The organism is Streptomyces sp. DSM 40750, from assembly GCF_024612035.1.
GTDB lineage: Bacteria > Actinomycetota > Actinomycetes > Streptomycetales > Streptomycetaceae > Streptomyces.
Map to the genome: position 1 here is coordinate 80119 of NZ_CP102513.1, position 12935 is coordinate 93053.

At 69.5% G+C, this 12935-nt stretch carries 14 protein-coding genes; 13 read left to right on the plus strand and 1 reads right to left on the minus strand.

Features of this window, described 5'->3' with window-relative positions; translation table 11 throughout:
- Positions 1-203 precede the first annotated feature (203 nt).
- The 12 genes from JIX55_RS00395 (at position 204) to JIX55_RS00445 (ending at position 11344) form a co-directional block, all read left to right on the plus strand.
- Positions 204-1250: an ABC transporter substrate-binding protein gene (locus tag JIX55_RS00395; RefSeq protein WP_257561203.1), complete on the plus strand. Its 1047-nt coding sequence runs from the start codon at positions 204-206 to the stop codon at positions 1248-1250.
- Positions 1251-1254: 4 nt separating this feature from the next.
- Positions 1255-2103: an ABC transporter ATP-binding protein gene (locus JIX55_RS00400; RefSeq protein ID WP_257561204.1), complete on the plus strand. Its 849-nt coding sequence runs from the start codon at positions 1255-1257 to the stop codon at positions 2101-2103.
- Positions 2100-3050 carry an ABC transporter permease gene (locus JIX55_RS00405; RefSeq protein WP_257561205.1) on the plus strand — a complete coding sequence of 317 codons (951 nt, stop codon included), beginning with the start codon at positions 2100-2102 and terminating at the stop codon, positions 3048-3050. The genes JIX55_RS00400 and JIX55_RS00405 overlap by 4 nt, the downstream gene beginning before the upstream one ends.
- Positions 3051-3165: 115 nt before the next feature.
- Positions 3166-4524: an LLM class flavin-dependent oxidoreductase gene (locus tag JIX55_RS00410; protein ID WP_257561206.1), complete on the plus strand. Its 1359-nt coding sequence runs from the start codon at positions 3166-3168 to the stop codon at positions 4522-4524.
- A complete protein-coding gene (locus tag JIX55_RS00415) occupies positions 4521-6134 on the plus strand; it encodes an FAD-dependent oxidoreductase (protein WP_257561207.1) in 1614 nt (537 codons plus the stop codon). Before JIX55_RS00410 ends, JIX55_RS00415 begins: the two co-directional genes overlap by 4 nt.
- On the plus strand, positions 6131-6499 hold the full coding sequence (locus JIX55_RS00420) for a 4Fe-4S dicluster domain-containing protein (protein WP_257561208.1): 369 nt from the start codon (positions 6131-6133) through the stop codon (positions 6497-6499). Before JIX55_RS00415 ends, JIX55_RS00420 begins: the two co-directional genes overlap by 4 nt.
- 75 nt (positions 6500-6574) lie before the next feature.
- A complete protein-coding gene (locus JIX55_RS00425; RefSeq protein WP_257561209.1) occupies positions 6575-7474 on the plus strand; it encodes a TauD/TfdA dioxygenase family protein in 900 nt (299 codons plus the stop codon).
- Between the two features lie 92 nt (positions 7475-7566).
- Positions 7567-8025: an RrF2 family transcriptional regulator gene (locus JIX55_RS00430; RefSeq protein ID WP_257561210.1), complete on the plus strand. Its 459-nt coding sequence runs from the start codon at positions 7567-7569 to the stop codon at positions 8023-8025.
- Positions 8026-8164: 139 nt separating this feature from the next.
- Complete coding sequence (locus JIX55_RS51235) at positions 8165-8266, plus strand: putative leader peptide (protein ID WP_443046683.1); 102 nt, start codon at positions 8165-8167, stop codon at positions 8264-8266.
- Between the two features lie 224 nt (positions 8267-8490).
- Positions 8491-9597, plus strand: coding sequence for an aliphatic sulfonate ABC transporter substrate-binding protein (locus JIX55_RS00435; RefSeq protein ID WP_257561211.1), 1107 nt, complete (start codon positions 8491-8493; stop codon positions 9595-9597).
- 36 nt (positions 9598-9633) lie between these two features.
- Positions 9634-10431 carry an ABC transporter ATP-binding protein gene (locus JIX55_RS00440; protein ID WP_257561212.1) on the plus strand — a complete coding sequence of 266 codons (798 nt, stop codon included), beginning with the start codon at positions 9634-9636 and terminating at the stop codon, positions 10429-10431.
- Positions 10418-11344 carry an ABC transporter permease gene (locus JIX55_RS00445; RefSeq protein ID WP_257561213.1) on the plus strand — a complete coding sequence of 309 codons (927 nt, stop codon included), beginning with the start codon at positions 10418-10420 and terminating at the stop codon, positions 11342-11344. The genes JIX55_RS00440 and JIX55_RS00445 overlap by 14 nt, the downstream gene beginning before the upstream one ends.
- A 179-nt stretch (positions 11345-11523) precedes the next feature.
- On the opposite strand, the gene JIX55_RS00450 is transcribed toward JIX55_RS00445, so the two are convergent.
- Positions 11524-11658: a hypothetical protein gene (locus JIX55_RS00450; RefSeq protein WP_257561214.1), complete on the minus strand. Its 135-nt coding sequence runs from the start codon at positions 11656-11658 to the stop codon at positions 11524-11526.
- Positions 11659-11794: 136 nt separating this feature from the next.
- Between JIX55_RS00450 and JIX55_RS00455 the strand changes: the two genes are divergently transcribed.
- The gene (locus JIX55_RS00455) at positions 11795-12802 is read left to right on the plus strand and encodes an NAD(P)H-dependent glycerol-3-phosphate dehydrogenase (protein WP_257561215.1); all 1008 of its coding nucleotides are present in this window, start codon (positions 11795-11797) and stop codon (positions 12800-12802) included.
- Positions 12803-12935 lie beyond the last annotated feature (133 nt).

A 12935-nucleotide genomic window follows, 5' to 3' on the forward strand; every position in this document is an offset into this window, starting at 1 on the left:
TCCCGCTCCATTTCGCAGTCGACCATCACGACCATACCTCTGCTGTCGTGAACGACTGATTCCTCGTCGGCATTCCTGATGGGGCCTCATTCCTCTTTCGGCCCGGACTTGCCTGCGCCCGGTCAACGGGCACCGCTTTCGGTGGGTGTTCTTCATTCCACCGTTTTCACGCCATTCCCCATTCGTTTGAACAGGATCTTTCCATGGCCACTACGGCATCGACCCGACGCCAGTTCCTCTCCCTGCTCGGTCTTTCGGCGGTGGCCGTGAGCTGCGGCACGTCCGCATCCGGGGCCACTGCCGCCAAGAACCAGACCAAGACCCTCAGATACCAGGGTTGGGCAGGCCAGGTCATCTTGCCCGAGCTGGCCGAGGACCTCGGCTACCTGGAGGATGTGAAGCTGGAGTGGGTCGGCAACACGATCAGCGGTCCGCAGGATATCCAGACCGCGGCCACGGGCCAGATCGACTTCGGCGGCGCGTTCAACGGCGCGGTCGTCAAACTGGCCGCGAACAACGCCCCCATCAAGTCCGTCATCAGCTACTACGGCTCCGACAAGTACGCCTACAACGGCTTCTACGTCCTTGAGGACAGCCCGATCCGGTCGGCCCGGGACCTGATCGGCAAGAAAGTCGGGATGAACACCCTCGGCGCCCACTCCGAGGCCATGCTGGACATCTATCTGCAACGAAACGGTCTGTCCCGGGCGGACATCGGCAAGGTCGAGCCGCTCGTGGTGCCTCCGGTCAACACCGAGCAATCGCTGCGTCAGAAGCAGATCGAGGTCGCCGTGCTCGGCGGCATTCTGCGCGACAAGGCACTGGCGGCCGGTGGTGTCCGCCCGCTTTTCACGGACTACAAACTGCTCGGCGCCTTCAGCGCCGGCACGTATGTGATGACCGACCGGTTCCTGAAGCAGAACCCGGACACGGCCCGGACCTTCGTCACCGCCGTGGGACGGGCCATCGACTGGTCCCGTTCCACTCCGCACGGCGAGGTCGTCGCCCGGATGACCGAGATCGTGAAGAAGCGCGGCCGCAACGAGGACACCGCGCCCCTGAAGTACTGGCGCTCCTACGGCGTCGCCGAGAAGTCGGGCCTGATCACCGGCAAGGAACTCAAGCTGTGGATCGACTGGCTGGTCGAACGCGGTGACATCCAGAAGGGCCAGGTCACGTTGTCGGACCTCTACACCAATGAGTTCAACGGCAACCAGAAGTCGTCCTCCGCCACCAAGAGCGGGAGCTGATCCCATGCCGGAATCCACCACGCAATCGACGACGCCCAAGGTCGTGTTCGAGGACGTACGGAAGGACTTCACCGTCAAGGACCGCAGGGGGGATGGGCAGACCACCCGTTTCACCGCCCTCGACGGCATCGACCTGGAGATAGCGGCCGGCGAGTTCATCGTCCTGGTCGGTCCCAGCGGTTGCGGAAAGTCGACGCTGCTGGAGCTGCTCGGCGGCCTCGCCCGGCCCACCGCCGGACGGATCCTGCTGGACGGCCGACCCGTCACCGGCCCGGGCTTGGACCGGGGCATCGTCTTCCAGCAGTACGCGCTGCTGCCGTGGCGCACGGCGCAGGGCAATGTCGAGTTCGGCCTGGAGGCCACCGGCGTCCCACGGCGCCAACGATCCGCCCGCGCCCGGGAGTTCCTGGACCTGGTGGGTCTGTCCGGGTTCGAGGACCGCCATCCGCACGAGTTGTCGGGCGGGATGCGGCAGCGGGTGGCGATCGCCCGCAGCCTCGCCTACGACCCCGATGTGCTCCTGATGGACGAGCCGTTCGCCGCGCTGGACGCCCAGACCCGGGAATCGCTCCAGGACGAACTGCTGCGCATCTGGCAGCGCACCGGCAAGACCGTCCTCTTCATCACGCACGGCATCGAAGAGGCCGTCTACCTGGGACAGCGCGTCGCCGTCATGACGTCGAGGCCGGGCCGTATCAAGCAGATCGTGCCGGTCGCCTTCGGCTCCCGTACGGCGACGGACGACCTCCGCTCCAGCCCCGAGTTCGCGCGACACCGGCACGAGATCTGGTCGCTGCTGCACGACGAGGTGGCCAGGGCCCAGCAGTTGGAGAAGGAGGCGGCTTCCGTATGAGCACCACAACCGGCACGGCCACCGAGAAGACCACGGCGCCGGACTCCGTGAGCACCACCGAGCCCGCCCCTCGCCCTCCCTCCGCTACGCCCGCGGCATCCAGGCCACCGGGGGCATCGCCGTCGGACGAGCGCCGAATCGCCCCTGCGACGGCCCGGTTCCGCCAGGCGGCCCGCCGACTGCCGAATCTGCTGCTCAACGGGGCAACCAAGTCCGCGGCGATCCTGGCTCTGGTGCTGCTGTGGGAGACCGCCCCGCGGTTCGGCCTGGTCGACCGGACCTTCCTGCCGCCGTTCAGCGAGGTCGCGCGCGCCTGGTGGGAGCTGGCCGTGAACGGTCAGCTCGCCGACAACGCGCGTGCCAGCCTGACGCGTTCGTTCAGCGGATTCGGTATCGCCGTCGCCGTCGCCGTGCCGCTGGGCCTGCTGATCGGCTGGTACCGGCCGGTCGCCGACCTCCTCGGACCGCTGCTGGAGGTGTTCCGCAACACCGCTGCGCTGGCCCTGCTGCCGGTGTTCGTGCTGCTGCTCGGCATCGGCGAGACCTCGAAGATCTCCATCGTGGTGTACGCGTGCACCTGGCCGATCCTGCTCAACACCATCAGCGCGGTCCGCAACGTCGACCCGACCCTGCTGAAGCTGGCGAAGTCGATGGACCTGTCCGCGCCCCGGCTGTTCCAGAAGGTCATCCTGCCGGCGTCGGTGCCGGTGATGTTCACCGGTATCCGGCTGGCCGGAGCGGTGTCCATTCTCGTGCTGGTCGCCGCCGAGATGATCGGCGCCAAGGCGGGCCTCGGCTATCTGATCAACGCCTCGCAGTTCAACTTCGCGATCCCGCAGATGTACGCGGGCATCATCACGATCTCCGCCATCGGCGTGGCCTTCAACCAGTTCCTGGTCACCGTGGAGCGGCGGCTCAGCTCCTGGCGCGTACCCGCCGACGGCTGACCCGGCCGCCCGCTCGTCCTACCTCCACCCGGTCCCGTCGCACGGTCCCGCTCCCGCCTCCTGCCCGATGGTCTCACCGCCCCCGCGTCTCACCGCCCCCGATCCGAGGAACCCCATGCCCGCTGCCAGCCCCCGACGCCTGCATCTCAACGCCTTCCTGATGAACGCCGGCCACCACGACGCCGCCTGGCGCCACCCGCGCACCCAGCCCGAACGCGTCACCGACCTGCGCTACTTCCAGCAGCTCGCGCAGACCGCCGAACGCGGCCTGCTCGACTCGGTCTTCCTCGCCGACGGCCTGGCCCTGTGGGGCAAGGTCCGGCACAACGCCCTCGGCGGCTTCGAACCCCTCACCCTGCTGTCCGCCCTGGCAGCGGTCACCGAGCACATCGGCCTGATCGCCACCGTGTCCACCACCTTCAACGAACCCTTCCACACCGCCCGCAAGTTCGCCTCCCTGGACCACATCAGCGGCGGCCGGGCCGGCTGGAACATCGTCACCTCCGGGACCGTGAACGAGGCCCGCAACTTCGGGCAGGACAAGCACCTGGAACACCGGCTGCGCTACGAGCGGGCGCGGGAGTTCCTCGATGTCGCCACCAAGCTGTGGGACAGCTGGGAGGACGACGCGATCCTGCTCGACCGTGAACGCGGCGTCTACGCCGACACCGACAAGGTGCGGGAGATCAACCACCGCGGGGCGTACTTCGGGGTGCAGGGCCCGCTGAACGTACCGCGCACCCCGCAGGGCTACCCGCTGCTGGTGCAGGCCGGATCGTCGGAGGACGGCAAGGAGTTCGCCGCCCAGTACGCCGAGGCCGTCTTCACCGCCCAGCAGACCCTCGCCGACGGCCAAGCCTTCTACAAGGACCTCAAGTCCCGGCTCCCCCGCTACGGCCGCACCGAGGACCAGCTGCTGGTACTCCCTGGCATCGCCCCCGTCATCGGCTCGACCGAGACGGAAGCCCGCGCGCTGGAACAGGAGCTGACGAACCTCCAAGTACCCGAGTACGGCCTCGCCCAGCTGTCCGGCATGCTCGGCACCGACCTGACCGGGCTCCCACTGGACGGGCCACTGCCCGAGCTGCCCGAGGAACGGGACATCAACGGCAACAAGAGCCGCTTCACGCTCGTCGCCGAACTCGCCCGCCGCGACGGCCTCACCCTTCGCGAACTCATCGCCCGCCTCGGCGCCGGCCGCGGCCACCGCGTCCTCGCCGGCACCCCGGAGCAGATCGCCGACCAGCTCGAGGAGTGGTTCACCCAGGGCGCCGCCGACGGCTTCAACATCATGCCGCCCCATCTGCCGGGCGGCCTGGAGGACTTCGTCGATCACGTGGTGCCCATCCTCCAGCGACGCGGCCTGTTCCGTACCCAGTACACCGGCCGCACCTTGCGCGAGAACTACGGCCTGCCCCGCCCAGCCAACCGGCTCACCGCGGCGGCCGCACCAGAAGAAGGACGGCCCGCATGACCGGACTGGCACTCAGCACCGACGTCCTGGTGGTCGGCGGCGGTCCCGCAGCCACCTGGGCCGCGCTCAAAGCGGCCCAGGACGGCGCGGACGTCGTCCTCGCCGACAAGGGTTACTGCGGCACAAGCGGCGCCACCGCCTCCGCCGGAACCGGCGTCTGGTACGTCCCTCCGGAGCCCGCCGCCCGGGAGGCGGCCATGGCGAGCAGGGAGGCACTCGGCGGATTCCTGGCCGACCGGCGCTGGATGACCCGGGTCCTGGACCAGACGTACGCGGGCGTGAACGAGCTGGCCGCGGCCGCACGCTACCCCTTCCCCACAGGACCGGACGGAAAGCAGCTCAGGAACGGCCTCCAAGGACCGGAGTACATGCGCAGGATGCGCATCCGCGTCCAGCGCGCCGGGGCCCGCATCCTCGACCACAGCCCCGCCACCGAACTGCTCACCGACCCCTCCGGAGCGGTCGCCGGAGCCAGGGGCCACCAGCGTCAGACCGGGCAGCCGTACCGGGTGCGCGCCGGGGCGGTCGTCCTGGCCACCGGCGGCTGCGCATTCCTCAGCGGCGCTCTCGGCTGCAACGTCAACACCGGCGACGGCGCGCTGTTCGCCGCCGAGGTGGGCGCGGAGCTGTCCGGGATGGAGTTCTCCAACGCGTACGGCATCGCGCCCGAGGGCACCTCCGTCACCAAGACCGCCTTCTACTCCTTCGCGACCTTCTACCACGAGGACGGCACAGTCCTGGAGGGTGCGGCCAGCCAGGGCGGCCGGTCCGTGATCGCCAGGGCGCTGCTCAGCGAGAAGGTGTACTGCCGCCTCGACCGGGCGGACGCGGCGGCCCGGCAGGCGATGCGGCCGGCCCAGCCCAACTTCTTCCTCACCTTCGACCGGCTCGGCATCGACCCCTTCACCCAGCTCTTCGCCGTCACGCTCCTCGCCGAGGGCACCGTGCGCGGCACCGGCGGCATCCGCATCACCGGCGACGACTGCTCCACCACCGTCCCCGGGTTGTACGCGGCCGGTGACGCGGCGACCCGTGAGTTGATCTGCGGAGGCTTCACCGGCGGCGGCAGCCACAACGCCGCCTGGGCCATCTCCTCCGGCACCTGGGCCGGCCGGGGCGCGGCCCGCCACGCCCGCTCCCTCGGCGTCCGCGCCGGTACCAGGCGCCTGGTGGCCGCGGGTGGCGCCGGGCTCCGGCCCAGCGGCGCCCCGGGCCCCGCCGACGGCTTCCGGGACGTCATCGCCACCGTCCAGGGCGAAGTGCTGCCGTACGAGAAGAACTATCTGCGCCACGGTGACCGGCTCGCTGCCTCGCTGGAGGTGCTCGACGGCGTGTGGGAGGAGTCCCGCGCCTCCCTGCACGCCGAGGGCCAAGACGTCGTACGGGCCCGGCAGGCGGCGGCAATGGCGGCGCATGCCCGCTGGATGTACGCCTCAGCGCTGGCCCGCACCGAGACCCGAGGCATGGCCAAGCGGCTCGACCACCCGACACAGGACCCCGGGCAGCACCACCGCGTCGTCACAGGCGGCCTCGACCAGGTGTGGACCCGCACCGAGCCCCTGCCGACCGCCCCGCCGGCATCAGCGGCACCACTGGAGGTGGCCTCATGATCGAACTGGTCTCGGCGGAACGCTGCATCACCTGCGACATATGCATCAAGGTCTGCCCGACCAACGTCTTCGACCGCGGCGAGGACGGCATCCCCGTGCTCGCCCGCCGCGACGACTGCCAGACCTGCTTCCAGTGCGAGGCGAACTGCCCGGCCGACGCCCTGTACGTCGCACCCGTGACCCGCCCGCTGCCCGACGACTCCACCGCCCGCGACGAGGACCACCTGGACCGTACCGGCCTGCTCGGCAGCTACCGCCGGCACATCGGCTGGGGACCAGGCCGCACGCCCGGCGCGCTACGGGCCGTCGGCCCTTCCCTCGGACCGCCGGGGTCCAAGGGAACCACCCCGCCCATCACCTCCTGACGACCGCCCGCCTGATCACCTCCTCGCCGGTCAGCTCCCGACCGGCTGATGGCCTCCTGAAAGGAACACCCGCACATGACCACCAGCACCGGCTTCGACGTCCGCAGGATCGGCGGCCGGATCGGCGCCGAGATCCTCGGCGTGGACCTCTCCGCCGACCTCGACCCCGCCCTCATCACCGAGATCAACTCCGCGCTCCTGGAACACAAGGCACTCGTCTTCCGCGACCAGCACCTCGACGACGCCCGCCAGCTCCGCTTCGCCTCCCTCTTCGGCGAACTCACCACCGCGCACCCCACCGTCCCCTCCGTCGACGGCCAGCCCCACATCCTGCCCGTCGACGGCGACGAGGGCATCCGTGCCAACCAGTGGCACACCGACGTCACCTTCGTCCGTACACCCCCGAAGGCGTCCACACTGCGCGGCATCGTGATCCCGCCTTACGGCGGTAACACCCTCATCGCCAACTCGGCCGCGGCGTACCGGGATCTGCCCGAGCCGCTGCGCGAGCTGGCCGACAAGCTCTGGGCCGTACACACCAACGACTACGACTACGCCGCCCCGAAGAACGAGAAGGCGGCCGAACACCGCAAGCGGTTCGTCTCCCGCAAGTACCGCACCGCCCACCCTGTCGTCCGCGTCCACCCCGAGACCGGGGAACGCGGACTCTACATCGGCGGCTTCGCCCAGAGCATCGTCGGCTTCGGCCCCTCCGACTCCCGCGACCTGCTGCGCATCTTCCAGTCGTACGTCACCCGCCCCGAGAACATCGTGCGCGTGACCTGGACGCCGGGCGACCTCGTCCTCTTCGACAACCGCATCACCCAGCACTACGCCCCGGACGACTACGGCGCCCTGCCGCGCCTGCTGCACCGGGTGACCGTCGCGGGCGACATCCCCGCAGGCGTCGACGGCACCCTCAGCCACGTCCTCAAGGGCGACGACGCCTCCCACTACACCCCCGCCGCGGGCTGATGCCCCGCGGGCCGCCGGGCAGGGACACCCGTTCCTGCCCGGCGGCCCGCCCGCAACGGACACCGACCGAAGCCGTACGGGATAATGCACACATGCGGATCTCAGCCCGAGCGGACTACGCGGTACGTGCCGCACTGCAACTCGCCGCTTCACGGGACGAAGGGCCGCTGAAGGCGGAGGCCATCGCCGACGCCCAGGACATCCCGCACAAATTTCTCGAAAGCATCCTGAACGACATGCGCCGGGGCGGCCTCGTCCTCAGCCAGCGCGGCGGCAACGGCGGCTACCGGCTGGCCAGGCCCGCCGAGTCCATCAGCATCGCCGACGTCATCCGCACCGTGGACGGCCCGCTGGTCTCGGTGCGCGGCGTCCGCCCCCCGGAACTGTCCTACACCGGCCCCGCCGAGTCACTGCTCCCCCTGTGGATCGCACTGCGGTCCAACGTGCGCGAAATCCTCGACGGCGTATCGCTCGCCGACGTCGCATCGGCCCAACTGCCCGCCGAAGTATCCGCGTTGACCAACACCCCCGACGCCTGGGTAAACCCCTGACACGCTGGGCCAACCACCACCGATCTCAAAGAGCGGGATAACGCCGTCCACGATGCGAACTCCCCCTTGGGGTAGACGCCACCTTCTGCCACGATCCCTAGCAACCCGGTAGGAAAACTAGGGAACTGTGGGGGTGACGATGGAAACGCTCGACTGCACAGGCCGGTTGCCGCTCCTTCTGACCTCGCGCCGCCACATCGACCTCGGCCGTACGTCCAGTGCCATCTGTCGGCCGCTCTGACGCCACAGAACCTGACGCGCTCCGAACCAGCAGTGCCTCCTCTCCCCGCCTCTGTCGGCGGATCGGACACCCTCGGCCGGACTCCCCCCACGTTCCACATCTCAGCGCGCGCCGGCACGCCTGCCGCCGACGGCCGAGGAGTGGAGCGTTTGGTGCACGCCCAAAAGCAGTTCGCCTCGCAATTTCGTACCTTCCTGCTCACCATCCTCTGAGAGGACACCGTCGTGTCTGCCGCAAGACCGCTCACCGCCCTGCGCACCCTTGCCGTTATAGCCGCACTTCCCCTCCTGCTCACCGCCTGCGGCTACGGTTCCGAGTCCACTGACGACGGCAAGCAGACCGCGGTCGCGGCGGACGCCAGGAAGCTCTCCGTCGACGAGGTGAAGATCGGATACTTCCCCAACCTCACGCACGCCACCGCTCTCGTGGGCGTCCAGGAGGGCCTGCTCCAGAAGGAGCTCGGCGGCACCATCATCAAGGCGGCCACCTTCAACGCCGGCCCGTCCGAGATCGAGGCCCTGAACGGGGAATCAATCGACATCGGCTGGATCGGCCCCTCCCCCGCCATCAACGGCTACACCCAGGCCGACGGCAAGAACCTGCGCATCATCAGCGGTTCCGCCTCAGGCGGGGTGAAGCTCGTCGTCAACCCTGACAAGATCAAGACCCTGGACGACGTCAAGGGCAAGAAGATCACGACCCCACAGCTCGGCAACACCCAGGACGTGGCGTTCCTCAACTGGATCGCGGACCAGGGCTGGAAGGTCGACGCGCAGAGCGGCAAGGGCGATGTCTCCGTCGTCCGCACGGAGAACTCGGTCGTCCCGGACGCCTACAAGTCCGGTGCCATCGACGGTGCCTGGGTGCCGGAGCCGACCGCGTCGAAGCTGGTCGCCGAGGGCGCGAAGGTGCTCCTTGACGAGGCGGACCTGTGGCCGGACAAGAAGTTCGTGATCACGAACATCATCGTGCGGCAGGACTTCCTCAAGGAGCACCCGGACGTCGTCGAGGCCGTGCTGCGCGGCGCGGTGAAGACCAATGAGTGGATCAACGCCAACCCGGAGAAGGCGAAGGCCGCCGCCAACGAGGCGCTGAAGAAGGAGTCCGGCAAGGCTCTGCCTGCCGAGGTAATCGACCCGGCCTGGGAGTCCATCACCTTCCTCGACGACCCGCTGGCCTCAACCCTCAACACCGAGGCGGAGCACGCGGTCAAGGCCGGTCTGCTGGAGGAGCCCAACCTGAAGGGCATCTACGACCTCGCACCCCTCAACAAGGTCCTCAAGACCGAGGGCAAGGACGAGGTCGACGACGCCGGTCTCGGCGCCGAGTAACGACAACCGACCCCCAGTTTCCAGGAGGTGACGACCATGGCCACCACGATCGCCAAGGCTGCCGAGGACGCCACTGCGGTGACGCACGCCGCCCGTATCGAGCACGTCTCGAAGTCCTTCGCCGCGCCGGGCGCGCCCGGCGGGCAGCAGCTCGTGCTGGACGACATCACGCTTGATGTCGCACCGGGCGAGTTCGTCACCCTCCTGGGAGCCTCGGGCTGCGGCAAGTCCACCCTGCTCAACCTGGTCGCGGGACTGGACCTGCCCTCCGCCGGCTCGATCGACACGGACGGCCGGCCCGCCCTGATGTTCCAGGATCACGCGCTGTTCCCATGGCTGACCGCGGGCAAGAACATCGAACTCGCGCTGAAACTGCGCGGGGTCGCCAAGCCGGAGCGCCGCCAGGAGGCCGAACGGCTGCTGGAACTCGTACGGCTGCAGGGGGCGTACCGCAAGCGGGTGCACGAACTGTCCGGCGGCATGCGGCAGCGCGTCGCACTGGCCCGTGCACTCGCCCAGGACAGCCGACTGCTGCTGATGGACGAGCCGTTCGCCGCGCTGGACGCCATCACCCGCGACGTGCTGCACGACGAGTTGACCCGCATCTGGCACGAGACAGGACTGTCGGTGCTGTTCGTCACGCACAACGTGCGCGAGGCGGTAAAGCTGGCCCAGCGGGTGGTGCTGCTGTCCTCGCGGCCGGGACGGATAGCCCAGGAGTGGACGGTGGGCATTCCGCAGCCGCGCCGCATCGAGGACAGCGCGGTCGCCGAGCTGTCCGTCGAGATCACCGAAGAACTGCGTGGGGAGATCCGCCGCCATGGCCAGCACTGACACCGGCGTCGACGTCGAGAAGATCGGCTCGTCGGCAACCGGGGAGCCACAGGACAGGCAGGATCTGGCGGGGCTGGAGGCCGGGCTCGATGCCCTGGACTCGGCGCAGGTCGGCCGTACGCCACTGCGCGAGACCCTGATCCGCAAGGTGTTGCCGCCCATCACCGCCATCGCACTGGTCCTGGTGATCTGGCAACTGCTGGTGTGGGCCGGGATCATCCCCGACTACAAGCTGCCCTCACCGTCCGCGGTCTGGGACGAGGTGACCAACGCCTGGCGGCAGGGCACGCTCCTCGACTACATCTGGACCTCCGTCTCGCGCGGCCTGCTCGGCTTCCTGATGGCACTCGCCATCGGCACGCCGCTCGGCCTGCTCGTCGCCCGCGTGAAGTTCGTACGGGCCGCCATCGGCCCCATCCTGTCCGGTCTGCAGTCGCTGCCGTCGGTGGCCTGGGTGCCGCCCGCCGTGCTGTGGCTGGGCCTCGACAACTCCATGATGTACGCCGTGATCCTGCTCGGCGCGGTCCCCTCCATCGCCAACGGCCTCGTCGCGGGCATCGACCAGATCCCCCCGCTCTTCCTGCGCGCCGGGCGCACCCTGGGCGCGACCGGGCTGCGCGAGGCCTGGCACATCGTGATGCCGGGGGCGCTGCCCGGCTATCTGGCGGGCCTGAAGCAGGGCTGGGCCTTCTCCTGGCGCTCACTGATGGCCGCCGAGATCATCGCCTCATCGCCCGACCTCGGCGTCGGCCTCGGCCAGTTGCTGGAGAACGGACGGACCAACGCCAGCATGTCGCAGGTCTTCCTGGCCATCCTCCTGATCCTGCTCGTCGGAATCGCCATCGACCTGCTGATCTTCAGCCCGCTGGAGCGGCGGGTGCTGCGCGGGCGGGGACTGCTGGTCACCCGCTGAACGAACGGATCGCAAGCAGGACCGGTCCGCTGGGCATAAGCAGTCATTGCCCTGGAGGTCTCAGCCTTCCTGCCGGCGCCACGCGGTCGCATCAGGTCCGGGTGATGTTGGCAGGACCCGATCACGGCAGCTGGTTGAGTCGCCCACACTTGGTCGCGGCGCCCGCTCGAGAGCCATTGTCAAGAGTTGTGGATCGAGTCGTTCGCGTCGGTGATGCTGTCGCTCGGGTTGAGGTTGAGGAGGTAGGCGACCCTCGCGAGGCCTTGCAGGATGCTGTCGGCGGTTGCCTCTGCGGTCAGGTTGGTGGAATCCATCCCTCCACGGCCGCCGGGCCGTTCTGCTGACCCTGCGACGCCCTGCGACACGGCACGACGAGGCCGGGACGGCCGATACGATGCCCGAGCCCGGCCGCCCCGGTGGCGGCCCCGCCACCAGCGAGAGGACCCCGCAGTGAGCCAGCACAGCCGCACGGCGGTGTTCTCGGCAGGGTCCTGGGGTACCGCCGTCGCCAAGGTCATGGCGGACGCCGGCGGACACGTCACCGTGCACGCCCGCCGCGCCGAGGTCGTCGAGGCGATCAACACCGCTCACCGCAACCCCGCTTACTTCCCCGAGGTCGAGCTACCCGCCTCCCTGACGGCCACGACGGAGCCGACCGCCGCCCTGGACGGCGCGGATTACCTCGTACTGTCCATCCCCGCCCAGGCCCTGCGCGCGAACCTGACCGCGTGGGCGCCGCACATCGGCCCGGACACCGTGATCGTGTCGCTGATGAAGGGGATCGAGGTCACGAGCGGGAAGCGGGCCAGCCAGGTCATCGCCGAGGTGACCGGCGTCAGCGCGGAGCGGATCGCGGTGCTGTCGGGGCCGAACCTCGCGGGCGAGATCATGGAGGGCCAGCCGGCCGCCGCCACCGTCGCCTGCCCGGACGAAGCCACCGCCCGCCGCGTCCAGGCGGCATGCCTCACCCCGTACTTCCGGCCCTACACCAGCACCGACGTGGTCGGCTGCGAGATGGGCGGCGCGGTGAAGAACGTCATCGCGCTCGCCGTGGGCACCGCCACCGGCATGGGCCTGGGCCACAACGCGACGGCCGTGCTCATCACCCGGGGACTTGCGGAGACCACCCGCCTGGCCGTGGCGATGGGCGCCAACCCCGCCACCCTCGCGGGCCTGGCCGGACTCGGCGACCTCGTGGCGACCTGTTCCTCCCCGCGCTCACGCAACCGCACTTTCGGCACCCATCTCGGCCACGGCCTGAGCGTCGAAGAGGCAGCCGCCGCGACCCGGCAGACCACCGAGGGCGTCAAGTCCGCTGAAGCGGTCCTCGCACTGGCCCGCGCTCACGGAGCCGATATGCCGATCACGGACGTCATCTCCGCGCTCCTGCACGAGAAGGTCACGCTCGACCAGGCCGCCGCCGCACTGATGCAGCGGCCCCCCAAGCCCGAGCACTGACCCCCTGGCTCCCCCGCCGCACAGGGGCGCCCCCACCACTTCAACCTCCCTATCCCGGAGGCCCCTTTTCATGCACGCGACTTCCGTGCTGTCCGCTGTCCAACTCGCCGCCACCGCCGCCCTCGTGGGGTGG